This window comes from Enterobacter sp. K510 (genome assembly GCF_055804875.1).
Genome location: NZ_JBNRLQ010000002.1, coordinates 211448 through 235377 on the forward strand (window position 1 = coordinate 211448; position 23930 = coordinate 235377).

Consider the following 23930-nt stretch of genomic DNA (forward strand, 5'->3'; position numbering starts at 1 on the left):
CCATGACGCTGCTTGCCTGGTGTGCCGCCTGGCTGCTTGACCGCTGGCTTGGCGATCCGCCGCACTGGCCGCATCCGGTACGCTGGATCGGCGCGCTCATTACGATCGCCCAGCGGCAGGTGCGCCGCCTTTGCAGGCAGGATATTACCCTGCGCATCGGCGGCGGCATCATGTGGCTGCTGGTGGTGGGGATAAGTTGGGGCGTTGCCTCTGGCGTCATCACGCTGGCAACGGCGCTGCACCCGTGGGTCGGCTGGCTGGTGGAGGTATGGATGATCTACACTATTCTGGCGACGCGTTGCCTCGACGACAGCGCCCGCGACGTGGAAAAGGCCCTCCGTCACGGCACGCTGGAAGAAAGCCGGGAAAAACTGTCATGGATCGTCGGGCGCGACACCTCCGCACTTCAGCCTGCGCAAATCCAGCGCGCGGTGGTGGAAACCGTGGCGGAAAATACCGTCGATGGCGTGATAGCCCCGCTGTTCTTTCTGCTGCTCGGCGGCGCGCCGCTGGCGATGGCCTACAAAGCGGTGAACACCCTGGATTCGATGGTCGGCTACAAGCACGAAAAATACCGCGCCATCGGTATGGTCAGCGCGCGCATGGACGATGTGGCGAATTTTATTCCCGCCAGGCTCAGCTGGCTGCTGTTCAGCCTTGCGGCCTGGCTGTGCCGTCAGGATGCCGCCAGCGCCCTGCGGATTGGTTTCCGGGATCGCCGTAATCACAGCAGCCCCAACTGCGCCTGGCCGGAGGCCACCGTCGCCGGTGCGCTGGGTATTCGCCTGGGCGGTCCGAATAACTATTTTGGTCAGCGGGTGGACAAACCCTGGATTGGCGACGCGCGTCGTGAGATCCATGTGGATGACATTCCCCGCGCCGTACAACTGATGTGGGTCGCCTCTACCCTGGCGCTGGTACTGTTCGCGCTGGTGCATCTGGCGTTCTCCGGATGGCAATTATGAATCAATCACCGCAACCCTTAGCCATTATGGTGCAGGGCACCGCCTCGGATGTGGGTAAAAGCATGCTGGTCGCCGGGCTGTGCCGGATTTTCCGCCAGGACGGCCTGCGCACCGCGCCGTTCAAATCGCAGAACATGGCGCTCAATTCCGGCATCACGCCGGACGGCCACGAAATGGGCCGCGCGCAGATTTTTCAGGCGGAGGCGGCAGGTATCGAGCCTGATGTGCGCATGAACCCGGTGCTGTTAAAACCCACCGGCGACCGCCATGCGCAGATCGTGCTGATGGGTAAAGTCGCCAGCCACATGGACGCCGTCAGCTATCACGACTTCAAGCCGCAACTGCGTGAGCAGATTATCGGCGTTTACCGGAGCCTGGCGCAGGAGTACGAGGTGCTGGTGCTGGAAGGCGCGGGCAGCCCGGCGGAGATCAACCTGCGCGACCGTGATATCGTCAACATGGGTATGGCGGAAATGGCCGCATGCCCGGTGATCCTGGTGGCGGACATCGATCGCGGCGGCGTATTTGCCGCCATCTACGGCACCCTCGCGCTGTTGCAGGAGCACGAACGCTGGCGCGTGAAAGGGGTGATCATCAATAAATTTCGCGGCGACGTGGCGCTGCTGACCTCCGGCCTGCGGCAAATCGAAGCCTTAACCGGCGTGCCTGTGCTGGGCGTGATGCCGTGGCTGGACATCGATCTGGAAGATGAAGACGGCGTGGCCCTGCAACGCGGCAAATACCGGCATACCGGCGAACGGGAGATCACCATCGCCGTGGTGCAACTGCCGCATATCTCTAACTTCACTGATTTTAACGCGCTGGCGGCACAGCCGGACGTGCGGCTGCGGTACGTGCGTCATTCCGATGAGCTGGAACACTGCGATCTGCTGATCCTGCCGGGCAGTAAAAATACCCTGGGCGATCTGCACTGGCTGCGGGAGTGCGGGCTGGCGCAGGCGGTGGTGCAGTTACATCACGCCGGGGTGCCGGTGTTCGGCATCTGCGGCGGCTATCAGATGCTCGGCGAAACCATCACCGATGACGTGGAGTCACACATGGGCAGGCAACCGGGCTTAGGCTTCCTGCCGGTGGAGACGATCTTTGCGCCGCAGAAAACCACCACAAAAGTGACAGCGCGCAGCGGCACAACGCTTCCCGGCTGGCTGGCGGGAGCCCGCGATATGCCGCTCAGCGGCTATGAAATCCATATGGGCGACACCACGCGGCACGAAGGCTGCCGCCCGGCGCTGTGGCTGGAAAAACAGGGGCAACGCGTGGCAGATGGCGCGGTGAGCGACGACGGTCTGGTGTTTGGCACCTACCTGCATGGCCTGTTCGACAGCGATGCCTTTACCCGCGCGGTGATCAACGGCCTGCGCCAGCGCAAAAATCTGCCGCCGCTGGCGTCAGGCTTCAGCTGGCAGGATCACAAAGCGCAGCAGTTTGACCGGCTGGCGGAGACCATGCGCAGCCATATCGACATCGAAAAAATCTACCAGATTATGCGCGAGCATAAGGAGCCAGCATGATCACCCTTGTCACCGGCGGCGCGCGCAGCGGCAAGAGCCTCCATGCGGAATCACTGCTCAGCGCATCACCACGCGTGCTGTATATCGCCACTTCACAGATTTTTGATGAGGAGATGGCCGCCCGGATCCAGCATCACCGTGATAGCCGCCCGGCGCACTGGCGCACCGAGGAGCGCTGGCAGCAGCTGGACGATATCATTACCCCGGATAACGATCCGCAGGAGGCGATTTTGCTGGAGTGCATCACCACGCTCATCACCAACCAGCTGTTTGCCCTGGGCGGCGTCAGCGATCCCGACAGCTGGGATTTTCAGGCGCTGGAAGCCAGCGTGCAGCAGCAGATCGAGGCGCTGATTGTCGCCTGTCAGCGCTGCCCGTCGTCGGTGGTACTGGTCACTAACGAAGTGGGGATGGGAATTGTGCCGGAAAACCGGCTGGCGCGGCATTTTCGTGATATCGCCGGGCGGGTGAATCAGCGGCTGGCGCAGGCCGCCGATGACGTCTGGCTGGTGGTGTCCGGTATTGGAGTCAAAATCAAATGAAACTCTTTCTGGCAACGCTTGCCTTTATGAGCCGCATCCCGGTGCCGGAACGCTTTATGCAGGGACTGGCGGTAGAGCAGTACGTGCGCGGTATCGTCACCTTTCCGCTGGTGGGCGTGGTGCTCGGCGCGCTTGGCGGGCTGGTGTTTATCCTGCTCGACGGCTGGTGCGGCATCCCGCTGGCGGCGCTGTTCAGCGTGCTGGCGCTGGCGCTGCTCACCGGCGGTTTCCATCTCGACGGGCTGGCGGACACCTGCGACGGCGTATTTTCCGCCCGTACGCGGGAGCGGATGCTGGCGATCATGCGCGACAGTCGGCTGGGCACCCACGGCGGCCTGGCGCTGATCGTCGTGCTGCTGGCGAAAATGCTGGTCATCGCCGAACTGGCCCTGCGCGATATGCCAGTGCTGACAGTGCTGATCGCCGCCTGCGCCGCCGGACGCGGTGGTTCCGTGCTGCTGATGTACGGGCATCGCTATGCGCGCGAGGAGGGACTCGGCAACCTGTTTATCGGCAAAATCAGTCTGGCGCAGACGTTGATCACGCTGGGTATCACCGCTTTACTGGCGGCGATGCTGTTGGGCATAACGGGACTGCTGGCGCTGACGATAACGCTCGTCGCCATTTACCTGCTCGGCCTGATGCTCAAACGCACGCTTGGCGGGCAGACCGGGGACACGCTCGGTGCCGCCATCGAACTGGGTGAAGTCATTTTTATGCTGGCGCTGCTTCGCTAGCCCGCACACTGAGAACCATCATGCAGACACTGACCGATCTATTCCCGCCGATCCCGGCTCCTGATGACGCGGCCATGGTCGCCGCACAACGGCATATCGACGGGCTGCTTAAACCACCGGGCAGCCTCGGGCGGCTGGAAGCGCTGGCGGTACAGCTCGCCGGTCTGCCGGGGCTGAAAGGCAAAACCGCGCTGCCGGATAAAGCCATTGTGGTGATGTGCGCCGATCACGGGGTCTGGCAGGAAGGGGTGACCTTCTCGCCGCAGTTTGTCACCGCAATCCAGGCCGCCAACATGACACGCAACAATACCGGCGTCTGCGTACTGGCAGCGCAGGCGGGGGCACAAGTGCTGGTGGTGGACGTGGGGATCGACAGCGATCCCATTCCCGGCATCCTCAATATGAAAATGGCGCGCGGCAGCGGCAACATCGCGGCTGGCCCGGCAATGCCCCGCGAACAGGCGCAGGCGCTGCTGCTTGACATCATCCGTTATACCCGCGAACTGGCGGCCCGGGGCGTGACGGTGTTCGGCGTCGGCGAGCTGGGTATGGCGAATACCACCCCAGCCGCGGCGATGGTCAGCGTATTTACCGGCGCGCAGCCTGAAGACGTGGTCGGCATAGGCGCGAATCTGCCGCCCTCGCAGTTGCCCCATAAAGCGGAGGTGGTCAGGCGGGCAATAGCAGTGAATCAGCCTGATGCGCAGGACGGACTGGACGTGCTGGCGAAACTGGGGGGCTACGATCTGCTGGGCATGACCGGCGTCATGCTCGGCGCGGCCTCCTGCGGCCTGCCGGTGGTGCTCGACGGTTATCTCTCTTACGCCTCGGCGCTGGCGGCCTGCCGTATCGCACCAGCGGTGAAGCCCTATCTCATTCCCTCACATTTATCGGCGGAGAAGGGCGCGCAAATCGCCCTCGCGCAGCTGGGGCTGGAGCCGTATCTGAATATGGGAATGCGGCTCGGCGAAGGCAGCGGCGCGGCGCTGGCGATGCCCCTTATCGACGCCGCCTGTGCCATGCATCACCAGATGGGTACGCTCGCTGACAGCCATATTGAGCTGCCGGAAACCTGATATACGAGCGCCGGGCATATGCCGCCCGGCATCCGTCTTTCCGATCCTCACCGCATTTATTCCGCATGCTCTGCAACAACCATCGATTTTTCTGAAGGCGCCTTCCGGCGTGACAACTGTCTGGCTGTAATGCGGCATTTTATTGTGCACATTCTCTTTTATAGGTTTGCACCTATATAACTTTTGACCTATATTATTGAGGGGCGCAGATGTGGGTAATTGAAACAACGGACAGATTCGATACCTGGTACAGCATGCAAAATGATACCGATCGGGAATGCATTCTGGCGTCGCTGCTGGTATTGAGGGCCAAAGGGCCGCATCTGCCCAGGCCTTATGCAGACACCATCAAAGGTTCACGCTACGCCAATATGAAGGAGCTGCGTATCCAGAGTCGCGGCGATCCGATCCGTGCTTTTTTTGCCTTCGATGTTATGCGCACCGGGATCGTCCTGTGCGCAGGCAGTAAAGTGGGCAATGAGAAACGCTTTTATGATGTGATGCTGCCGCTTGCCGAACAAGAGTATGCCGAACATCTGAAAAAAATTAACCGTAAGGGGTAATCTGATGGGAAGAACGCTGACGCAAATTCTGGCGCAAGAAAATCCTGCCGTCGTGGCAAACGCCGAAGCGCAGGCGGCGGACATTCTGCTTAATATTCATCTTGCTGAGCTGCGTGAAAAAGTGCGCAAAACCCAGAATGACATGGCACAGGCGTTGGGCGTCAAACAGCCAACGGTGGCGGGCATGGAAAAACCAGGTCGCGATTTAAAACTTTCATCGTTAAAACGCTATGTTGAGGCGGCGGGCGGTAAGCTGCGTCTGGATATTGAGCTGCCCGACGGTTCTCATTATGGCTTCAGTCTCTGATTACCGGCCTGCCGACGGGCGTCTGTGCCCGTCATGATGGTTTATTCCGTATGCATCACGTTCAGCAAAATATCCATCAGGCCCGGAAAGCGCGCATCCAGATCCTCGCGGCGCAGGGAAATTAAATTCTCCCGCCCCTGCGGGCGCTGCCAGATCACGCCGCTGTCGCGCAGTACGCGCCAGTGGTGAGTCATGGTGGACTTGGCCACATCCCTGCGCAGCGCGCCGCAAGCCTGTTCGCCCTCATCAGCCAGGGTTTTCACAATGTCCAGCCGCAGGGGATTGCCCAGCGCGAAAAGCACATTTTCAAGGCGGATTTGTTCACGTTCAGGGTGATTGGCGATCATAGCGCTCCGTAATGTTCAGACAAAGGGTACAGCAGGCCGGGTAATATACTGGAAGGCGGCGGGCAATACCACGCGCCAGGCGCACCAGATTATCAACTATAACTATAGCTAAAATAGTTCGAATATACTCGTACAATTGGACTATGATGATCCTGGTTAACTCCCGCGACCATGCCGGTCGCTTACTGTCAAACTGACTAAGGACGCATCATGCCCCGACCCATCCCCCTTGAACGCTATCGTAATATTGGTATTTCTGCCCATATCGATGCGGGGAAAACCACCACTACCGAACGTATCCTGTTTTACACCGGCGTGAGCCACAAACTGGGTGAGGTTCACGATGGCGCTGCAATTACGGACTGGATGGCGCAGGAGCAGGAGCGCGGGATCACCATTACCTCAGCGGCGGTCAGCTGTTTCTGGCCTGGCATGGATCACAGCTTTGAACCGCATCGCATCAATATTATCGACACCCCGGGGCACGTTGATTTCACCATAGAAGTGGAACGCTCCATGCGCGTGCTCGACGGTGCGGTTATGGTCTATGACTCGGTGGGCGGCGTACAGCCGCAATCGGAAACCGTCTGGCGGCAGGCCAACAAATACCATGTGCCGCGTCTTGCCTTCGTCAACAAAATGGACCGCCCCGGCGCGGATTTCTTCCGCGTGGTGCAGATGATGATCGACCGCCTGAAAGCCAATCCGGTGCCCATTGTTATCCCCATCGGCAGCGAAGAGCACTTCAGCGGTGTGGTCGATTTGATCAAAATGCGCGCCATTGTGTGGGACTACGCCACCCAGGGCATGACCTTCAGCTATGCGCCGGTGCCGGACGATTTACTGGCAACCGCGCAGCAGTGGCGGGAAAAAATGGTTTCGGCGGCGGCGGAAGCCACTGAAACCCTGATGGATCGCTATCTGGAAACCGGCGATCTCAGCGAAGCGGAGATCATCGCCGGGCTGCGCGCCCGCACCGTCGCAGGTGAGATCCAGCCGATGCTCTGCGGCAGCGCCTTTAAAAACAAAGGCGTACAGCGCATGCTTGATGCGGTGGTTGAACTGATGCCATCGCCGCTGGATATTCCCGCCATCAAAGGCGTGGATGAGAAGGGCGACACCATCGAACGTCATGCGGACGACAATGAACCCTTCTCGGCGCTGGCGTTCAAGCTGATGACTGACCCCTACGTCGGGCAGTTGACCTTTATCCGCGTCTATTCCGGCGTGCTGAAAAAAGGCGACGCGGTGTACAACCCGGTGAAAGGCAAAAAAGAGCGCATCGGCCGCATCGTGCAGATGCAGGCCAATGACCGGCTGGAAGTGGACGAGCTGCGGGCAGGCGATATCGCCGCCTGCGTCGGGCTTAAAGACGTGACCACCGGCGATACCCTGACCGATCCGGCGGCGGTGATCACTCTTGAGCGCATGGAGTTCCCGGACCCGGTGATCTCGCTGGCTATTGAGCCGAAGACCAAAGCGGATCAGGAAAAAATGGGTATTGCCCTGCAACGACTGGCTTCGGAAGATCCGTCGTTCCGTCTGCACACCGACGAAGAGTCCGGGCAGACCATTATTTCCGGTATGGGCGAGCTGCATCTCGAGATCATTGTTGACCGCATGAAACGTGAATTCGGCGTTGAGGCGAACATCGGTCGCCCGCAGGTGACCTACCGCGAAACGCTGCGCAAAACGGTTAAAGAGGTGGAAGGCAAATTCGTGCGCCAGTCCGGCGGCAAAGGCCAGTACGGTCATGTGGTGCTGACGCTCGAGCCGCAGGAAGCGGGCAAGGGCTTCGTTTTTGAAGACGCCACCAAAGGCGGCGTGGTACCGCGGGAATACATTCCGTCGGTGGAAAAGGGCATCCGTGAAGCGCTGAATAATGGGGTGCTGGCGGGCTATCCGGTGGTGGACGTGAAAGTGACGCTGACCTTTGGCTCCTATCACGACGTCGACTCTTCGGAGATGGCGTTCCGCATGGCGGCGATTTTCGGCTTTAAGGAGGGGGCGAAACGCGCTGATCCGGCGATCCTCGAACCCATGATGCATGTCGAGGTGGAAACCCCGGAAGAGTACGCCGGTAATATCATGGGCGATCTCAGCTCCCGGCGCGGTCTGGTGCAGGGCATGGAAGAGCGTTTCGGCAGCCAGATCATCCGCGCCGATGTGCCGCTGGCGGAAATGTTCGGCTATGCCACCACGCTACGCTCGATGTCACAGGGACGCGCGACCTACAGCATGGAGTTCCATCACTATGCTGAAGCGCCGCGCAACGTGGCGGAGGCGATCATCGCCAGCCGCGCGAAGTGATGAGTCGTTATTAGGTTTAACGAGACAACCCACCATTATTTATGGTGGGTTTTTTTGTGGGAATTATGAATTACTATAGGAATAAACTATAAATATCTTATTTTTCTGACTTATCACAAATCACACACTTTCAGGGACAATCCCTGTTCAAGGAATAAGCGCATGATGCTTGCTGAATATTTACATAGCCGGAATTTCTTTGACTGCAATCGCATACATATTTCCCCAAATATACCGCTTAAAAAAATCAATAATGCGCTGGATACCTTTAAATTGAATTTTCCGGCGGAAGATATCGTTGTCATGTTAGACAACACAATGATGGGCAGCGGCAAGGATGGTGTACTCATCTGCCGGCAAGGAATCGTTGTTCGCGATGCATTCGACGATCCGCGTTTTTACCCTTTCTCAGCGCTGAACAGTATTGCTGTGGAAGGTACGAAGCTTTACCTGAATCATAAGAAAGTGATTTCCTTCAGCATGCCTGATAAAAAGGATGTACAGCGTCTTTTTTCCCTGCTCAGCGACTGGCACCTGCGACCTGAAATATCGGCTCAGGATAACAGCTCCGCTCCTGTAGAGGAGGCTAAGGAACAACAAAATCAGCCGTTGGTCGAAGCATTACAACATTACCTTAAAAACAGAGATATCAAAGACGTTTACTCAGCACCAGCAATCCCGCTAAAAAAACTGAATGCGGCAGTGGATGCCTACGGTGGTCAGCATGTCAGGGCTGAGGATGTGATGGTTCTCGTTGACGATACGGCATTTGGTGGCGCTAAAGAAGGAATGCTGATCACTGAGCATTTTATTGCTATCAAAGTCATGATGGAGTCTGCATTTCTTTTTTCTCTACGCGATATTAAACATATCGCCATTGAAAAACGCGTACTCTATATCAATAAGCGTAAGATTTGTCAGTTCACCCTTGTTACCGAGAAAGAACTTGGTGGTATTTTCAAGCTGATTAATGACGGTTTATCTGATGGAAATACGGCAGCGGAGATAACGTCTTTACCGGCTCCATTTAGGGATACCCCGGACGAGGAAGTCTGGATTGAACCGGTTGATGAGATTACTCTTACGCCGCAAAATGATGCGAAGAAAAATATTTCCAGCTATGTATTTTCCGCTATCGATAAAAATAAAGATAAAATCCTGCCATTACTTAAATCGAAAGGCGGCGCGTTATCCCAGGCAGCGCTGGAAGATGACAGAAACGTTGAGAAAGTAGCGAATCTGATTTATGCCTTCCTGCCAGGATTTGTTAGATTTGCCGTCAAAGAGCAGATAGTAATTAATTTCCTGCTGACGCATCGCGACAAATTAGTCGTCGCGCTTTTCCCGGCTCGTCAGGGCGCGGAAGCTAACATTGTTCCTCAGACATCGCTGTCTATTAATGAGCAGCTGGATGCGTTATTCCAGGACGACGACGCACCTAAGCATGGAATGGCGCCAGTGCGAGGAGTCACTCCCCATGAAGCGCTACGTCTTGCTATGCAGGATCTGGTTAATGAATGCCGTGGCGATCCTGATTTAACTCTGTTAGTGGGCCATTCTCTTAAAATGGCTGCGGCGGTACTGGATCACCTCGAACGCTCGCATAAGGCTCATATTGAGGCAGGCGGGGAGGAGGTTATTTTTGCGTTGGTTATTATGCAGGCGTTTTCCTATCACAAATTGCCCGCGTTTATGATTGAAGACGATGAGGAAAATACGCTGGCTACGCTCTACATTATGGGCATGATGATGATTATGGAGAATTATGCGAAATACCTGGGGGAATATACCGATCCAGATGAAGCGATGACCTTATCTTTCGCACTGATGAAGTGTGCGTCAAAAGATCAATTGAACCAGATGATCAGAAATATTATTGATGGAGGGACCACGTTCACCTCGTCAACGATTTTTACCCCAGAAGATATGTTGCTGTTGCTGCGTAAAGCCAACCAGTCGGCTGAAGCCTGGAGCGAGAAGTTAGTCGCGGCCTGGCTGCAAGATGAGCTGGCTATCCAGCGTAAATGGGGCGATCTCTTTGTTCGTTAATTTTTAAGCCGCTTCTTCGCCCCGTTCTTAGTCAGAATGGGGCCACTCATATTACAATCCAGGAAACTTCGCGTTTATGACCGATGTTTACCAATACAGGGTAAAACACGGGTATATGCGACTTCACCTCACTTAGCTGGTCTCATCCTGGCAGCATCCGCAATTGTCTTTTACTGTTAAAGCTCCTCCACTGTGAAAAGGATGGGTTATGAGCACCGCTCCGGAAACAGATTTCACTAACGATTTGTCAGGGTTTGTTGGCACACATATGGCGTCCCTTTTTTCGTTTTTTCATTCGCGGCAGACTATGTTTGCCTCACGGGGGCTTTATGACTGATAAAATTGCAGGGCGTTGTCATTGCGGAGCAGTGCGATTCGCCGTTGAATTATCCGATGGCTTTAATACGATTCGCCGGTGTAACTGCTCTTTATGCCGCATGCGGGGGGCGGTGGCTGTCTCCGCTCAGCTCGCAGGACTGGAGATATTAAGCGGCAAAGACGTCTTAACCGAATACCGTTTTAATACCCGACAAGCGGCGCATTATTTTTGCTCCATCTGTGGCATTTATACCTTCCATCAACGGCGATCTAATCCTGAGCAGTATGGCATCAACGTTGCCTGTCTGGAGGGGGTATCTCCCTTTGATTTTGAAACCGTGCAAGTGATGGACGGTATTACTCATCCTGCCGATGGCGGCGGTGGGGTGGCGGGGATCCTTACCTACCACGCTAACGGAAAACAGAATGCCGACGACCCGGCTTAAAACTGACCCTGTACAGAATTAAATCAATGCAGTTATAGTGGTTTATCACCTTCTTCTTTCAGGAATATCTCATGCCGGATTACTGTTTTTATCAAAAGGGTAAGCAAATGGTGGTGCTCGAAAGAACGGACGCCCGGGGCGCGTTGCAGTTATCTGAGCAGGGATATGAAAAACAGTTTGAAGAAGTCTGCGCCCCTGATAAAAACCAGGCGCTGGCTCGCTTTGCCGATATTCGTCGGGAAAAGGAGATCGATCAGCATAATTTCATCTCCGGTGCCGCCACCATGCCGTTTATTGGGCTTATGGCCGCGGCCGCCACTAAGCTATTTTGCAAAAAGTAGCCCGGATAATAACTCCTTACTGAACGGTGCCAGGCATGCTGAAAATACTGGGCAAAACGACATCCATTAACGTGCGCAAAGTGCTGTGGACCTGCGAAGAAATCGGAATGGACTATCTGCAGGAAGATTACGGCAGCGGATTTACCCCGACGGAAACGGATGAGTTCCGCGCCCTGAACCCGAATGCCATGGTGCCGGTGATCATTGACGACGATTTTGTGCTGTGGGAATCAAATTCCATCTGCCGTTATCTGGTGCGCAAAGCCGGGCGTGACGATCTGTTACCCGGCGAACCGCGTGCCAGCGCAGATGTCGAGCGCTGGATGGACTGGCAGGCGACGGAGTTTAACAACGCGTGGCGTTATGTCTTCCCGGCGCTGGGGCGCAGGGATCCGGCCTTTAACGATCCGGCTGCCATTGCCGCAGGCATTAACCAGTGGAACCACTGTATCGGCATTCTTGAACAGCAATTACAGCGCACTCATCACTGGGTGACGGGCGAGACCTTTACCCTGGCCGATGTGGTGCTCGGGCTGTCGGTGAACCGCTGGAAAATGACGCCGTTCGCAAAGCCTGATGTGCCAGCCATTGAAGCCTGGTTCGCGCGGCTCAATGAACGTCCGGCGTTTTTACGCCATGGCAATAACGGGATGCTGTGAGCGTGCCAGGCAAGTAACCGTCAGTTCCTGTTACCATGGCGCTCTGTTCTGATCAAAATAGAAGCCCGCAGTCATGTCTGATTTTGCCTCTTCTGCCAGCCAGACAATACCTCTGGCCGCTTCCGCCACCGTTCTGTAGCCCGTATGCCCGTTAAAATCCGTAGCGGTGTAACCGGGATCAACGGCATTCACGCTGATACCCTCAGCCTTCAACGCGTTAGCGAAAGCCACCGTAATGGCATTAACGGCACTTTTAGAGCTGGTATACCCCATTGCCTGCACCCGGGAGTAGGGATGATTTAAATCAGACACCCATTCCAGCGAACCCAGACCACTGCTGACCATGATGATTCTGGCATTCGGCGCGCATTTAAGCAGGGGAATAAACGCCTGGGTCACTCTGATAAGACCAAATACATTCGTATCATAGACGGCCATTATGTCGTCAATAGGTTGCTCGCCAGGGGCAACATCATGCGAGCCTAAAATACCGGCATTGTTAATCAGCACATCCAGTTTACCGTCTTCATGTTGTATCCGCTGAGCGGCCTCTTTTATGCTCAGCATATTTGTCACGTCGATAATAATAAGCTGTGCGTCGATACCGTCTTTCGTCAACCTGTTCACAGCCAGTTGGCCCCGATCCTGGTCACGACTGCCCAGCCAGACCTTATATCCCAGTAAACCCAGCTCCCTGGCGGTCTCAAAACCAATACTTTTGTTTGCGCCAGTAATAAGAACGTTTTTGTTTTTCATGTTCGCTTCCTGATGATCGGTTGTGTGTGGCTTTTTTTAGTAAAAAGCGGCTTTTGTGTTTTGCATTTATAGCCTGCCTGATAGTGTTTGATAATCAGGCATAATGAGAACAGGCTGATCGACATGGCGAACAATAGCAGTGCGACGGGGATGGATAATCTGTCGGTTTTTATGGCGGTATTTAAGGAGAGGAGTTTTCGCACGGCGGCGAAGCAACTTGGCTTATCGCCATCGACAGTCAGCGAAAAAATATCCGCGCTGGAAATGAGCCTTGGCGTACCGCTTTTTACCCGCAGCACGCGCAGCGTCACGGCGACAGAGGCAGGTCAGGCGCTGGCCGGGCGTATTGCGCCTTTACTGATGGAAATGAGAGCTGCCCTCAATGATGTCACCAGTACCCGGCAATGTGTGCGCGGTGAGCTTAAGCTGAACGTGACGGGGGCCGTCATGGTGGACATATTGCCGTCTTTGCTGGACCGTTTTCTCTCGCAACATCCGCAAATACGGGTGGAAGTTATGGTCGAAGACCGTCTGGTGGATGCCATAGCCGCGGGCTGCGATGCGGGTATACGCTATGGCGAACATCTGGCGAAAGATGTCATTGCCGTCCCCATAGGTCCCAGATTACAGCGATTAGCCCTGGCGGCCGCCCCCGCGTATCTCGCATCAAAGGGCGCGATCGCTCATCCTGCCGATCTCCTTGAGCATAACTGTATACGCATGAAATTTTCGAGCGGTGCGCTGGTTCCCTGGCAGTTTGAGCGCCAGGGTGAAACCATCACTGTTGATCCGCCGGGCTATATCACTATTGGCGTTGACGGTGCCTCTGCGGCCATCGACCTTGCACGACGCGGCAAGGGTGTTATCGCCACGTTTGAAAACTGGCTACAGCCCCATTTCAACTCGCGGGATCTTGAACCCGTCTTACCGCAATGGTGGCAGCCGTTTGAAGGCCCCTGGCTCTATTTTTCCAGCCGGTTCATGTCTGCGCCGTTACGCGCCTTTATTGATTTTCTCAGAGAGGAGCGGGAAAAGGATTTGGGGGCATCCGGCTCTGCTTCATGCTGAGTAAGCAGTGGGAGAACGGCGGTCAAACTTACGTTTTAATGGCAACGTTGCGGTCTGGTAGCAAAAAAAAGAAACCGTCGTCGTGACCGGTTTCTTTTAAATTTAACGCTTTCTTATTTAACGCAGGTTATCGGGGAAATTTTCCGGCAGTTCACTCGCCGCGCAGGCAATCACACTGTCATTATTCGCACCGCAGTCACGAATAAAGGTGATGGTGGCAAATTCATCAATAACTTCCGTCGGATAAGCCGGACCGGCATCACGGTACTGGTTCATCAGCGGGATATGGTCATTCTGGAAACAAACCGTTTTTTCAGGGTTATTCATCACCCAGCGCGGGAAGAAAATAGTGCCATGGAAGAGTTTATCGCCCAGGTTGGCAATTAAGCTTACATCCGTCCCGGTTGGCTCGGTCCAGGAGATTTTATAAATATTCTCACCCACGCGGACAATATAAGCCCGCTGATCTTTGACCCAACGATTTCCTACCAGGCCGCTGTGAATACGGTAGTCCAGAGTTTGTTCGTTTTTGACATAAATTTCGTAGTTCCAGCCGTTATCGTAGGTGTACACCAGATGTTTACCGACAAAACCGCTTAAATCATGTTTATCAAAGTTGCTCATATCAGGTCTCCTCTGTTCGATAAAGCCAGTCTAATGCTTTAATATTTGGGTTAATAGCGCTAAATTATGATGAATTTAATCTAATAATTGAATCATTATGAACAGAACCACCCTAGAACAATGGGCAATCCTGGATTGTGTCTTCACCACTGGCAGCTTTGCCCGCGCCGCCGAAACGCTACACCGCAGCCAGTCTTCGATTAGCTACAATCTCGCGCAACTCCAGACGCTATTGGGCGTGACGTTGCTGGTGCCGGAAGGGCGCCGTACTGTATTAACCCCTACCGGGGCTACTCTGCTGCGCCAGGTACGCCCACTCCTGAAAACGTTTAGTTATGTGGAGGCACAGGCTGCGACGTTGCAGGATGGGATGCGGTCGCAGCTTAATGTGGTGGTGGACGTTATCTATCCCCGGGAGCGCCTTTTCTCTGCCCTGCAACAATTCCAGCAACGCTGGCCGCATATTCGGGTGAAGCTGACGGAAGTCACAGAAAGCATGTTCCCCTCCATGCCTGCGGTGGACGATGCTGATGTGATGATCGTGACCGACCGGCAAAATATTGCTGGCCGGGGAGAGTGGCTGATGAACGTGGATTTTATAGCCGTGGCCCATCGCGATCATCCGCTGCTGTCGGTATCCGGCCCCCTGACCGAAGCACTGCTTGGTAATTGGCCACGCATACAAATAACAGATGGCGGTGACACTGCCGCAGGGGATAGCCACAACTGGGATTTCTCTACTCTGGATGCGGCGGCAGGCGCTGTCGTGGCCGGTCTGGGATATGGCTGGCTGCCGCAGGCCTATATTCAGCAACAACTGGCGGCGGGCATACTGCAACCATTGCCCCTCAGCCACGGCACTCACCGGGTCACGCCTTTACATATCATCCTGCGTCAGGATGTTCCGCCGGATGAACCGGTCAGTTTCCTGATATCAGCCCTGAAAATGGCGCTGGACACCACACCGCCAGATGCGGCGCCCCGGTAAGCACCTGATTTCAGGCTTTACCCCTTGCGACTGAACGTCCTGATAGATATCAAACAGGCCTTCACATCTGGTCAGGCCCGCCAGCCGAGCCGGGCAGGTGCGGGATAATTATGGGTATTCCTTCAAAACCGCTGTCGCAGAGCTTTTATCAACAGGAAGAGAGATCAGAACGATCGCCCCGGGTTGTCGGATGAGAGATGACAATAAATTCGACGGGTTGATGGCTGTCGTTCCGGGCTTGATGTTTTGCCCCCGGCGGGATTTCAATTCCCTGCCGGGAGGTGATTTCATGTTTATCACCTTCCAGTTCCATCATCAGAGTACCCTCAAGGACATAAAAAACTGTCTGGAAACAGAGTGAAAGTGTCGCTTCTCGTGCGTACCTGGAGGCATTTTTTCGTGAATAATTAGCATATCCTGCCGGTTTACCAGATACCAACCGTCGCAATCATCACCCCAGGTATAATGCTCAGCATTGTCTTTTGAAATCACCGTTTTTCTCCTGTGTGTAATTTTCTTGCTGGTATTCATTAGAGACAGGCAGATTAACGCGACAGTGCAGAGAGCACTACCACCATATTTAGGATTGACCGCACTGTTTTAAATGGCTTGTCAGGAGAGGAACAAGCAAAGCAGAAGTAAATAACATTACTTTACTAGCTTGTAAGAACGAGAAGGTCCGTTTTTCGCTCATAGCGGACCTTCGACTCAATAAGAATGTCCGCTTTGTGCCAAAAGCGGAAGTTTGCAACATGTTTTATGCTTATTGAGTAGGAGAAATTCTTGCATAGTTAAGCTGAATGCTGGACGTTACAAACGCCCTTGTTGTAATTTTCTAAGATGAGGATATAAATGTTTTAAATTCAAAACTCTTGGCCCTTGAACGTCATTAACGATCTATCTGTAATAAAGAATTGGTATACTCCCTGAAGCTTGAAATTATTTTATTCATTTCAATTTTTTCTATAGTTATATCTTCTATAATAGGGCACTTTATGTCTTGCCAAACGCGCCTCTCTCCATGATCAACTAATTCTGATACCTTACCGCCTAAGATTCTAACGAAGTCTTTGTTCGAAACGGCAAAAAAACATGCTCCAGATTCTATAATGATCGTGGGTGAAGCATTGAACTTACAAATTCCATCAGGATATTCATCCTCTGGCGTGGGCTGTGGGTAAGCTATTGTATACAGATATTCAAAAGCTTTATCTGTTGATGCATTAAATATTTCATCATCACATGGCATAGCTATAAGAGCATTTTCAGGATCAATAATGTCATCATAATCAACGAATAAGGTCGATGTGCGGATGTCATTAGGGTACATACTCCCGTTCAAAAAGAAATAAAAGAAACCATTCTTTATAGAATCGCCCCACTGCGGAATATATTCAATCCAGATTGCAAAGCGATAGGGATCACCGAAAATCATAAAATTCCTTTACAGAGTAGTTTGCCGATTTAGAGAACTTCTATTCGCAGCATATCAATGCTCTTAAAAATTCATAGTTTTTTATGGAGTAACCACTCATCCCAAGCATTTTGCGCATCAATATCGAGATAGCCTCGGCTTTTGATCATGTCTCTGGCAATCTCTGCAGGTAACTCAATAGCAGTAGCATTATCTCGTATCGACTCAACATCCTCTCGGGTCAATTCTCGTCCGAAGTCCTTCTCTTTGGCTTCAAGTAGCGCAACAAGGGCAGGAATAAACACAATAGCCATGATTTACAATACTCCATAAATGATTAATTTAATTCATTTTGGCATAGATTTCATGTCAATAGATACCCTCATAGCCAGTGCATAACTGGAAAAATTTTATATTGAAGTCCGTTCATGAGGTGCAAACGTCCGCTTCTCGCTCTAAGCAGACATCTGACGCCCCGATCTTAAGGATTTTACCTCGCGTGTTTAGCGCCGGGGCACAATCATGAACAAGGGCGATCAAGCTATACGTTTGTTTTCATACAGATAGTATTCCATCGCTAACATAACCGCTTCTCGCTCATTCGTTGCGCGACGCGCTTTTATGCTGGCGTTATAACTCCATGCACCCGCTGAGGAGATCCGTTATGCTGCAAGCCCTCAATCACATCACGCTCGCGGTGAGTAATGTATCCAGAAGCTTTGATTTTTATGTGAAAACGCCTGGCTTTACTCCTGCGGCGAAATGGGCGCGTGCAGAGAACATCCCTGCGACCAGATGGAATTTTTCTAATATCAGGTCCGGGCTTATAACACGTGGTTTCTAAAATAATACAAACAGGCGCGCTTTACCGTGGATACGCAGCCTGCCTGTTTTTCTCTTTTGTCCCTGATGCCGACACGCTATGCAACGCCTGAACACTGGCTAATGTCATGCCGGTTCCACTTTTATCTGTGAAGGTATATGTCAGGCCGTGTAATGGTCCACGCATAATTTTCCCTGTTAACGGGTTCGTAGCCAAACTTCTCATATAGCCAGGGCGCAGTGGTAGTGAACAACATAATTCTGCGTAATTTTTCGAAAACCGGGTGGTCATGAATACACGCCATCAGCCATTTTCCCAGACCTTCGACCTGATATTGCTCAAGTACATAGACATCGCACAGATAGGCGAAAGTGGCATAATCTGTTATCAGACGAGCAAAGCCTGTCTGGGAGTCATTATGATAAAGGCCAAAGTTAAGGCTGTTGCCGATGGAGGCCACAACGGTTTCCAGATCGATTCCTTTAGCCCATGTGGATCTCGTTAAATACTGATGCACCGCCTGCACATCCAGTTTTTCCGGGTCTGTGCTAATCATATACTCATTCATATGCCATTCACGTATCGCTGTAATGCTCATTCTCATACCCTTATTTCAGCATTCAACCCTTAGCACAGGGACAGAACGTCCGCTATTAGCTCTTATTCAGCCACCCAGTCGTACCCCAAAAATATTCTTCCCATGCTCGTGACGGTAATACGCGCTGCCGCCGTGTAATGCGGCGATAGCGCTCACCAGCGACAGCCCCAGGCCGCTGCCGGCGGTGTGGCGGACGTTATCGCCGCGCCAGAACCGTTCGAATACTTTCTCCGGCTCGGCCAGCTCTTCGCCCGTGTTTGCCACTTCGATAGCGATGACATCGCCGCGATGAACGGTGTTAATGGTTATCGTGCCCCTGTCCGGCGCATAGCGGATGGCATTGACCAGCAGGTTTGTGATTGCCCGCTGGAACAGCATCTTATCGGCGGTGAGGCTGCCTTCAGCGTGGAGTTCGATCACCATTTCCCTTTCTTCTGCCAGCGGCTCCAGGAAATCGATTATGGTTTCCAGTGCGTCATGCAGTAAGAAGGTTTCTTTATTGAGTTTAATATTGTGGTGGGTGGCGCGCGCCAGAAAAAGAATGTTTTCCGTCAGCCGCGACAGGGCCTCCAGCTCTTCGATATTGCCTTCCAGCAGCGCCTCATATTCCTCTGTGGAGCGCGCATGGCCCAGCGCCACCTGATTCTGGCCTAATAACACGTTGATGGGCGTGCGTATCTCATGGGCCAGATCGTCGGCAAACTGGGTCAGACGGATAAAGTCCGTCGACAGGCGCTGGCGCATGGCGTTCAGCGCCTCGCCAAGGGGCAACAGCTCTTTGGGGATCGCCTGAAGCGGCACGGTGTGGGTTAAGCGATCGCTGCCGGTTTCCGCCATGATTTGACTCAGGCGGCCAATGGCCCGCAGCCCGCGGCGGATCAGCAACGGACTAATGGCAGCGCACAGCAAAATTGCCGCCAGCGACACCAGAATGCTTTTCTGGCGGTATTGCTCCAGCATCATCGCCCGCTCCCGGGCAACCCGCGCCAGGGTTATGGTCACCGGCCCTTCCTGCGAACGGGCCTGCAGGCTCAGCGCCGAGGCTTCGGTCTGATCCGCATTGACCCAGCGGTGCAACTGCTGCTCATCGGGCGGAGTGCTGACCGGGGTGGGAGACATCGCCGGCAGCGTCACGCCGGTATGGTTAATGCTGACGTTCTGCTCATGCTGTGTGCGGATACTGAGAATATCCTGACGAATATCCACCATACGGTTGAAATAGAGCGGCAAAGACGCCGGATGCGCGCCGTCTTCCAGCAGTTGCCGTAACTGGGCGGCGCGGTTGATCAGCGTCTGATCGTCGCGCCACACCAGTTCGCTGCGTAACGCGTTATACAGGATCAGGCTGATACCGCCGCAGGCCAGCGCCATGATCAGCGTGAAAATGGCGGTCAGCCGCAGGGTGAGGGAAGGGCTATACACGGCCTGGCTCCTGATCGGACAAACAATAGCCCATGCCCCTTACCGTGGTGATGAGCTTCTGCGGGAAGGGATCGTCAACCTTACGGCGCAGGCGGCGAATGGCGACATCCACAATGTTGGTTTCGCTGTCAAAATTCACCCCCCAGATTTCACTGGCGAGCAGCGTGCGGGGCAGGATCTCACCGTGGCGGCTGGCGAGCAGCCACAGCAGCATGAACTCCTTGCGCGTCAGCGTCACCGGTATGCCGTCGCGCGTCACCTGAAAGCGCGCCGAGTCCATCACCAGATCCGCCACGCGCAGCGTGGTGCTGTGCGGCTGATGCTGACGCAGCTGATTTTTGACCCGCGCCAGCAGCTCAGCAAAGGAGAAGGGTTTGACCAGGTAATCGTTCGCCCCCAGTTCCAGGCCTTTCACGCGATCCTCCACCGAATCCCGGGCGGTAAGGCAAATCACCGGCGTGTTGCTGGCGGTGCGCAGGGTTTTCAGTACCTGCCAGCCATCCATGCCCGGCAGCATAATATCGAGTATCACCAGGCTGTAAGGGTGCTCCAGCGCCAGGTGCAGGCCGTCCCGCCCGTCCGCCGCGTGATCCACAATATAGCCCGCTTCCTCAAGCCCTTTTCGCACCCAGGCGCTGGCTTTCTGGTTATCTTCAATCAGTAACAGTTTCATGAAATCAGTTTGCCACGAAATTTCAGGTCGCCCCAGCGTTTCAGCCGCAGATGACAATATGGTCATCTTCCTGACAGGCAAACGGCGCGGCCACGGGGGTATAACAGCACGGTGATTAACAAGGAGATCAACCATGAAAAATTCCATCGCTGCTTTATCCCTCGCAATGCTGCTGGCCGCACCAGGCGTGACCTTTGCCGCCAGTAAAAACCCGATCAGCGTGCACGTGCTGAACCAGCAAACCGGCCTGCCGGCGCCGCACGTGGCGGTGACGCTTGAGCAGAAACAGGGTGAAAACTGGAAAGTACTGAACACCGCCAGCACCGACGAAGATGGTCGCGTGGCGGCGCTGTGGCCGGGCAAACCGTTCGAAGCGGGCGACTATCGCGTGACCTTTAAAACCGGCAAATACTTCGCGGATCAGAAACAGGAAAGCTTCTTCCCGGAAATCCCGGTGGAATTTCATATCAGCAATACCAGCACCACCTACCACGTTCCGCTGTTGCTGAGCCAGTACGGTTACTCCACCTACCGCGGGAGCTGAGCATAAATGAAACGTCTTATGCTTGCCCTGGCGCTGGCGACGGGGCCGGTCATGGCCTTTGCCGCCGGGCCTGCCACGGTTTATGACATGACACAGGCGCTGAGTAATAAACTGGCAACGGAGGCGCTGGCGGTCTGTCACGGCATGGATCGCCAGGGCGTGGTGGCCGTGGTGGATCGCGGCGGCAACCTGGTATCGCTGATGCGGGATGACAACGTCGGGCCGCATAATACCCAGGCGGCGTGGCGTAAGGCGTTCACAGCGCTGTCCACCAAAACGCCAACCAAAGAGTTTGCCAGAAAAGCGCAGTCCTCTCCGGATACGGTTAACCTGAACACCGTGAATGAGTTGTTGCTGCTCGGCGGCGGCGTGCCGGTGAAATACCGCGGCCAGGTGATCGGAGCCATTGGCCTTGCGGGCACCGGCGGCGGAGACTCGGACGATCGCTGTGGCGCTGACGCTATTCGTAATGTGCTTGGTAACGAGCAGCAGTAATAGTGCTGAAAAGCGGGGAGGTGTTTTTTCCCCGCTTTTACGTGTAGTTCAGCAAAACCACGCTTACATTTTAAGCGTATCGATCACTGCCCGCAAAGCAGGGGACACCTTGCGGTGAGGGTAATAAAGAAACGAACCGTCCAGGCGCAGGCTGTACCGCTGCATGACTCTGATAAGCGTGCCTCGCGCTAAGTCTTCGGCCACCAGCTCCTCCGGGACATATGCCAGGCCCAGACCAAGCCTGGCCGCTTTTGCTTCCATATAGCTGTCTGCAAACACCCACTGCCCCTGCGGCCTGTGGGTGATTTTTTTCCCGTCCTGAATCAGTTCCCAGGCATAAAGATTGCCATCGCCAAACTGGTAAGCGATGCAGGGATGTATCACCAAATCCGCGGGCGTTTGCGGGAAACCGTAGCGACGAAAATGCTCCGGTGTACCTACTACCGCCATCTCCATGTCAGGTGTGATCCTCACTGCAACCATGCCGCTGGCGACCTGCGGCCCCAGTCGTATTCCCGCATCAAACCTTTCCGCGATAATATCGACAAACCGGCTTTCATTGATGAGTTCGAGCCTGATATCAGGATAGCGCTCTTTAAATATCGCCAGCTTCGGAAGCAGCACTTTATCAATAGCGTGCAGACTGGCGTTGATACGCACCGTGCCGGAAGGCGTATTGCGATAATAGGCCAGGGTGGATAGCCCTTTATCCAGCGCGTCAAACCCGGACTGCACCGTCCGGTAGAGTTGTTCGCCAGCCTGGGTTAAGGATAATTTGCGCGTGGTACGAACCAGAAGCTGGACGCCCAGTCTCTCTTCAAGCTCACGTATTGAACGACTGATCCCGGACTGCGCCAGTCCAAGTCGCTGTGCCGCAGCGGTAAAACTCCCTTCCTGCACCACCAGCATAAACAGATAGAGATCGTTATAGTTTTCCCGTTTCGCCACCGGTCTGCCTCGTCGCTATTTATAACAATATGATATTAATCTTAGCATTTATACCCCTCTAATCATCACAATAACAGCTCATTACAATGAGCGCATGGCAATAAAGCACAGCAGCATTGCCCGTATCAGACCACTACAAACCACACCTTATTGTTAGGGGAAACATGTCATGAAGGCTTTCACCAGAAAACTGTCACTCTCCATACCTGCCATGCTGCTATGCGCATCATTAAGCGGAGTCACGACCATGAGCTATGCACAAACAACGAATCCCAATGCGCCCGTGTCGATGGTTGAAAAGTGGGATAAAATTTTTGCGGAAAGCGCGAAGGTTGATCACCGCAAAGTGACCTTTCAGAACCGTTATGGGATCACTTTAGTCGGGGATCTTTATATTCCAAAAGATCGGGGAGATCGCAAACTGGCGGCCATTGCAGTTAGCGGCCCTTTCGGTGCGGTCAAAGAACAATCCAGCGGCCTGTATGCGCAGACGCTGGCTGAAAAGGGATTTGTCACTCTGGCATTCGATCCCTCTTATACCGGCGAAAGTGGCGGCTACCCGCGTAATGTCGCGTCTCCTGATATCAATACCGAGGATTTCAGCGCGGCGGTCGATTTTCTGGGCTTACAAAAAGAGGTGGATCGCAACCGTATTGGTCTGCTCGGGATCTGTGGCTGGGGCGGCATGGCGTTGAGTGACGCAGCGATGGATACCCGCGTTAAGGCGGTTGCAACCAGTGTCATGTACGACATGAGTCGCGCCATGGGTCATGGTGTGGGCGAGGGCAAAGACCGCTATTCAACCGCCGACCGCCGTGCGGTATTGCAGTATCTGAACGAACAGCGCTGGAAGGATGCGGAAAGCGGTACTGCCGCGCCGGGCGGGCATGATATTTATGTCGATGAGAATGGCAAAGCCAGTGCCGCCGGGCGGATCCTGCCGGAGGCTTTACCCGCCGATCCACATCCGGTACTGAAAGAGTTTTATGACTATTACCGGATGCCGCGTGGTTTCCATAGTCGCTCTGTCAATTCCACCGGTGCATGGAATGCGACAATGCCGTTGTCGTTTATGAATCTGCCGCTGCTGAGTTATGCCGGGGAAATTACCATTCCTGCACTAATTGTTACGGGTGAAAAAGCACACTCACGCTATTTTGCGGAAGATGCCTTTAACGCCGTTGGCAGTAAAGCGAAAGAGTTAGTGATTGTTCCGGGGGCAAATCACGTTGATTTATATGACAACGCGGCCGGAAAAATACCCTTCGCGAAATTCGAGCAGTTCTTCAAAACCAATTTAAAGTAACACGCTGAGCCAGTTATTCCAGAAAAGCCACCTGCGACGCGCAGGTGGCGTTTATCTGTTTCCGTCTGGCCGGGAAAAA

At 54.2% G+C, this 23930-nt stretch carries 27 protein-coding genes and 1 pseudogene; 18 read left to right on the top strand and 10 right to left on the bottom strand.

Features of this window, described 5'->3' with window-relative positions; all coding sequences use genetic code 11:
* The first annotated feature begins 2 nt into the window (after positions 1-2).
* From cbiB to ACQUTD_RS03505, 7 genes are all read left to right on the top strand, one after another.
* Positions 3-965 carry an adenosylcobinamide-phosphate synthase CbiB gene (cbiB, locus tag ACQUTD_RS03475; protein WP_473273722.1) on the top strand — a complete coding sequence of 321 codons (963 nt, stop codon included), beginning with the start codon at positions 3-5 and terminating at the stop codon, positions 963-965.
* The gene (locus ACQUTD_RS03480; protein WP_473273723.1) at positions 962-2497 is read left to right on the top strand and encodes a cobyric acid synthase; all 1536 of its coding nucleotides are present in this window, start codon (positions 962-964) and stop codon (positions 2495-2497) included. Before cbiB ends, ACQUTD_RS03480 begins: the two co-directional genes overlap by 4 nt.
* A complete protein-coding gene (gene cobU / locus ACQUTD_RS03485; RefSeq protein WP_473273724.1) occupies positions 2494-3039 on the top strand; it encodes a bifunctional adenosylcobinamide kinase/adenosylcobinamide-phosphate guanylyltransferase in 546 nt (181 codons plus the stop codon). Before ACQUTD_RS03480 ends, cobU begins: the two co-directional genes overlap by 4 nt.
* Positions 3036-3776, top strand: coding sequence for an adenosylcobinamide-GDP ribazoletransferase (gene cobS / locus ACQUTD_RS03490; protein ID WP_473273725.1), 741 nt, complete (start codon positions 3036-3038; stop codon positions 3774-3776). Before cobU ends, cobS begins: the two co-directional genes overlap by 4 nt.
* Positions 3777-3796: 20 nt before the next feature.
* The gene (gene cobT / locus ACQUTD_RS03495; protein ID WP_473273727.1) at positions 3797-4852 is read left to right on the top strand and encodes a nicotinate-nucleotide--dimethylbenzimidazole phosphoribosyltransferase; all 1056 of its coding nucleotides are present in this window, start codon (positions 3797-3799) and stop codon (positions 4850-4852) included.
* Positions 4853-5061: 209 nt separating this feature from the next.
* Entirely contained in the window at positions 5062-5415 is a 354-nt protein-coding gene (locus ACQUTD_RS03500; RefSeq protein WP_473273728.1) for a type II toxin-antitoxin system RelE/ParE family toxin, read from the top strand.
* 4 nt (positions 5416-5419) lie between these two features.
* Entirely contained in the window at positions 5420-5722 is a 303-nt protein-coding gene (locus tag ACQUTD_RS03505) for a helix-turn-helix domain-containing protein (protein WP_321987706.1), read from the top strand.
* 41 nt (positions 5723-5763) lie between these two features.
* Here ACQUTD_RS03505 and ACQUTD_RS03510 read toward each other — a convergent pair whose 3' ends face one another.
* Positions 5764-6069: an ArsR/SmtB family transcription factor gene (locus ACQUTD_RS03510; protein WP_072568998.1), complete on the bottom strand. Its 306-nt coding sequence runs from the start codon at positions 6067-6069 to the stop codon at positions 5764-5766.
* Positions 6070-6279: 210 nt separating this feature from the next.
* On the opposite strand from ACQUTD_RS03510, the gene fusA reads away from it, so the two are divergent.
* The 5 genes from fusA (at position 6280) to ACQUTD_RS03535 (ending at position 12192) form a co-directional block, all read left to right on the top strand.
* Entirely contained in the window at positions 6280-8379 is a 2100-nt protein-coding gene (gene fusA / locus ACQUTD_RS03515) for an elongation factor G (RefSeq protein WP_473273729.1), read from the top strand.
* Between the two features lie 162 nt (positions 8380-8541).
* Positions 8542-10428 carry a hypothetical protein gene (locus ACQUTD_RS03520; RefSeq protein WP_473273730.1) on the top strand — a complete coding sequence of 629 codons (1887 nt, stop codon included), beginning with the start codon at positions 8542-8544 and terminating at the stop codon, positions 10426-10428.
* 329 nt (positions 10429-10757) lie between these two features.
* Positions 10758-11192 (top strand): GFA family protein, encoded by a 435-nt coding sequence (locus ACQUTD_RS03525; RefSeq protein WP_318363948.1) that lies wholly within the window; start codon positions 10758-10760, stop codon positions 11190-11192.
* A gap of 71 nt (positions 11193-11263) precedes the next feature.
* Positions 11264-11533, top strand: a complete 270-nt coding sequence (locus ACQUTD_RS03530; protein ID WP_473273731.1) for a hypothetical protein — start codon at positions 11264-11266, stop codon at positions 11531-11533.
* Between the two features lie 35 nt (positions 11534-11568).
* Entirely contained in the window at positions 11569-12192 is a 624-nt protein-coding gene (locus ACQUTD_RS03535; protein ID WP_473273732.1) for a glutathione S-transferase N-terminal domain-containing protein, read from the top strand.
* A gap of 30 nt (positions 12193-12222) precedes the next feature.
* On the opposite strand, the gene ACQUTD_RS03540 is transcribed toward ACQUTD_RS03535, so the two are convergent.
* The gene (locus ACQUTD_RS03540) at positions 12223-12948 is read right to left on the bottom strand and encodes an SDR family NAD(P)-dependent oxidoreductase (RefSeq protein WP_473273733.1); all 726 of its coding nucleotides are present in this window, start codon (positions 12946-12948) and stop codon (positions 12223-12225) included.
* A gap of 123 nt (positions 12949-13071) precedes the next feature.
* Between ACQUTD_RS03540 and ACQUTD_RS03545 the strand changes: the two genes are divergently transcribed.
* Positions 13072-14016: a LysR substrate-binding domain-containing protein gene (locus ACQUTD_RS03545; RefSeq protein ID WP_473273735.1), complete on the top strand. Its 945-nt coding sequence runs from the start codon at positions 13072-13074 to the stop codon at positions 14014-14016.
* A 117-nt stretch (positions 14017-14133) separates the two neighbouring features.
* Here ACQUTD_RS03545 and ACQUTD_RS03550 read toward each other — a convergent pair whose 3' ends face one another.
* The gene (locus tag ACQUTD_RS03550) at positions 14134-14640 is read right to left on the bottom strand and encodes a phenolic acid decarboxylase (RefSeq protein WP_318363944.1); all 507 of its coding nucleotides are present in this window, start codon (positions 14638-14640) and stop codon (positions 14134-14136) included.
* 97 nt (positions 14641-14737) lie between these two features.
* On the opposite strand from ACQUTD_RS03550, the gene ACQUTD_RS03555 reads away from it, so the two are divergent.
* A complete protein-coding gene (locus tag ACQUTD_RS03555; protein WP_473273736.1) occupies positions 14738-15628 on the top strand; it encodes a LysR substrate-binding domain-containing protein in 891 nt (296 codons plus the stop codon).
* A gap of 148 nt (positions 15629-15776) precedes the next feature.
* On the opposite strand, the pseudogene ACQUTD_RS03560 reads toward ACQUTD_RS03555, so the two are convergent.
* The 3 genes and pseudogenes from ACQUTD_RS03560 to ACQUTD_RS03570 form a co-directional block, all read right to left on the bottom strand.
* A pseudogene (locus ACQUTD_RS03560) lies at positions 15777-16120 on the bottom strand (cupin domain-containing protein).
* A gap of 397 nt (positions 16121-16517) precedes the next feature.
* On the bottom strand, positions 16518-17063 hold the full coding sequence (locus tag ACQUTD_RS03565) for an Imm42 family immunity protein (protein ID WP_473273737.1): 546 nt from the start codon (positions 17061-17063) through the stop codon (positions 16518-16520).
* A gap of 71 nt (positions 17064-17134) precedes the next feature.
* On the bottom strand, positions 17135-17356 hold the full coding sequence (locus ACQUTD_RS03570) for a hypothetical protein (protein WP_072568988.1): 222 nt from the start codon (positions 17354-17356) through the stop codon (positions 17135-17137).
* Positions 17357-17706: 350 nt separating this feature from the next.
* Here ACQUTD_RS03570 and ACQUTD_RS03575 point away from each other — a divergent pair, with 350 nt between their 5' ends.
* The gene (locus tag ACQUTD_RS03575) at positions 17707-17886 is read left to right on the top strand and encodes a VOC family protein (protein WP_199775936.1); all 180 of its coding nucleotides are present in this window, start codon (positions 17707-17709) and stop codon (positions 17884-17886) included.
* Positions 17887-18007: 121 nt separating this feature from the next.
* On the opposite strand, the gene ACQUTD_RS03580 is transcribed toward ACQUTD_RS03575, so the two are convergent.
* From ACQUTD_RS03580 to hprR, 3 genes are all read right to left on the bottom strand, one after another.
* The gene (locus ACQUTD_RS03580; RefSeq protein WP_473273738.1) at positions 18008-18463 is read right to left on the bottom strand and encodes a GNAT family N-acetyltransferase; all 456 of its coding nucleotides are present in this window, start codon (positions 18461-18463) and stop codon (positions 18008-18010) included.
* 66 nt (positions 18464-18529) lie between these two features.
* A complete protein-coding gene (locus ACQUTD_RS03585; RefSeq protein ID WP_473273739.1) occupies positions 18530-19885 on the bottom strand; it encodes a heavy metal sensor histidine kinase in 1356 nt (451 codons plus the stop codon).
* Entirely contained in the window at positions 19878-20558 is a 681-nt protein-coding gene (hprR, locus tag ACQUTD_RS03590; RefSeq protein ID WP_473273740.1) for a response regulator transcription factor HprR, read from the bottom strand. The genes ACQUTD_RS03585 and hprR overlap by 8 nt, the downstream gene beginning before the upstream one ends.
* Positions 20559-20691: 133 nt before the next feature.
* Between hprR and uraH the strand changes: the two genes are divergently transcribed.
* Together uraH and ACQUTD_RS03600 are read left to right on the top strand one after the other, a co-directional pair.
* Positions 20692-21102: a hydroxyisourate hydrolase gene (gene uraH / locus ACQUTD_RS03595; RefSeq protein WP_473273741.1), complete on the top strand. Its 411-nt coding sequence runs from the start codon at positions 20692-20694 to the stop codon at positions 21100-21102.
* Positions 21103-21108: 6 nt separating this feature from the next.
* Positions 21109-21597, top strand: a complete 489-nt coding sequence (locus tag ACQUTD_RS03600) for a heme-binding protein (RefSeq protein WP_473273742.1) — start codon at positions 21109-21111, stop codon at positions 21595-21597.
* Between the two features lie 63 nt (positions 21598-21660).
* On the opposite strand, the gene ACQUTD_RS03605 is transcribed toward ACQUTD_RS03600, so the two are convergent.
* Positions 21661-22545: a LysR substrate-binding domain-containing protein gene (locus ACQUTD_RS03605; protein ID WP_473273743.1), complete on the bottom strand. Its 885-nt coding sequence runs from the start codon at positions 22543-22545 to the stop codon at positions 21661-21663.
* A 169-nt stretch (positions 22546-22714) separates the two neighbouring features.
* Between ACQUTD_RS03605 and ACQUTD_RS03610 the strand changes: the two genes are divergently transcribed.
* The gene (locus ACQUTD_RS03610) at positions 22715-23851 is read left to right on the top strand and encodes an alpha/beta hydrolase (RefSeq protein ID WP_473273744.1); all 1137 of its coding nucleotides are present in this window, start codon (positions 22715-22717) and stop codon (positions 23849-23851) included.
* Positions 23852-23930 lie beyond the last annotated feature (79 nt).

Coding starts and splice junctions, on each gene's coding strand:
- cbiB (WP_473273722.1), top strand. CDS start 3: ATGACGCTGCTTGCCTGGTGTGCCGCCTGGCTGCTTGACCGCTGGCTT.
- ACQUTD_RS03480 (WP_473273723.1), top strand. CDS start 962: ATGAATCAATCACCGCAACCCTTAGCCATTATGGTGCAGGGCACCGCC.
- cobU (WP_473273724.1), top strand. CDS start 2,494: ATGATCACCCTTGTCACCGGCGGCGCGCGCAGCGGCAAGAGCCTCCAT.
- cobS (WP_473273725.1), top strand. CDS start 3,036: ATGAAACTCTTTCTGGCAACGCTTGCCTTTATGAGCCGCATCCCGGTG.
- cobT (WP_473273727.1), top strand. CDS start 3,797: ATGCAGACACTGACCGATCTATTCCCGCCGATCCCGGCTCCTGATGAC.
- ACQUTD_RS03500 (WP_473273728.1), top strand. CDS start 5,062: ATGTGGGTAATTGAAACAACGGACAGATTCGATACCTGGTACAGCATG.
- ACQUTD_RS03505 (WP_321987706.1), top strand. CDS start 5,420: ATGGGAAGAACGCTGACGCAAATTCTGGCGCAAGAAAATCCTGCCGTC.
- ACQUTD_RS03510 (WP_072568998.1), bottom strand. CDS start 6,069: ATGATCGCCAATCACCCTGAACGTGAACAAATCCGCCTTGAAAATGTG.
- fusA (WP_473273729.1), top strand. CDS start 6,280: ATGCCCCGACCCATCCCCCTTGAACGCTATCGTAATATTGGTATTTCT.
- ACQUTD_RS03520 (WP_473273730.1), top strand. CDS start 8,542: ATGATGCTTGCTGAATATTTACATAGCCGGAATTTCTTTGACTGCAAT.
- ACQUTD_RS03525 (WP_318363948.1), top strand. CDS start 10,758: ATGACTGATAAAATTGCAGGGCGTTGTCATTGCGGAGCAGTGCGATTC.
- ACQUTD_RS03530 (WP_473273731.1), top strand. CDS start 11,264: ATGCCGGATTACTGTTTTTATCAAAAGGGTAAGCAAATGGTGGTGCTC.
- ACQUTD_RS03535 (WP_473273732.1), top strand. CDS start 11,569: ATGCTGAAAATACTGGGCAAAACGACATCCATTAACGTGCGCAAAGTG.
- ACQUTD_RS03540 (WP_473273733.1), bottom strand. CDS start 12,948: ATGAAAAACAAAAACGTTCTTATTACTGGCGCAAACAAAAGTATTGGT.
- ACQUTD_RS03545 (WP_473273735.1), top strand. CDS start 13,072: ATGGCGAACAATAGCAGTGCGACGGGGATGGATAATCTGTCGGTTTTT.
- ACQUTD_RS03550 (WP_318363944.1), bottom strand. CDS start 14,640: ATGAGCAACTTTGATAAACATGATTTAAGCGGTTTTGTCGGTAAACAT.
- ACQUTD_RS03555 (WP_473273736.1), top strand. CDS start 14,738: ATGAACAGAACCACCCTAGAACAATGGGCAATCCTGGATTGTGTCTTC.
- ACQUTD_RS03565 (WP_473273737.1), bottom strand. CDS start 17,063: ATGATTTTCGGTGATCCCTATCGCTTTGCAATCTGGATTGAATATATT.
- ACQUTD_RS03570 (WP_072568988.1), bottom strand. CDS start 17,356: ATGGCTATTGTGTTTATTCCTGCCCTTGTTGCGCTACTTGAAGCCAAA.
- ACQUTD_RS03575 (WP_199775936.1), top strand. CDS start 17,707: ATGCTGCAAGCCCTCAATCACATCACGCTCGCGGTGAGTAATGTATCC.
- ACQUTD_RS03580 (WP_473273738.1), bottom strand. CDS start 18,463: ATGAGCATTACAGCGATACGTGAATGGCATATGAATGAGTATATGATT.
- hprR (WP_473273740.1), bottom strand. CDS start 20,558: ATGAAACTGTTACTGATTGAAGATAACCAGAAAGCCAGCGCCTGGGTG.
- uraH (WP_473273741.1), top strand. CDS start 20,692: ATGAAAAATTCCATCGCTGCTTTATCCCTCGCAATGCTGCTGGCCGCA.
- ACQUTD_RS03600 (WP_473273742.1), top strand. CDS start 21,109: ATGAAACGTCTTATGCTTGCCCTGGCGCTGGCGACGGGGCCGGTCATG.
- ACQUTD_RS03610 (WP_473273744.1), top strand. CDS start 22,715: ATGAAGGCTTTCACCAGAAAACTGTCACTCTCCATACCTGCCATGCTG.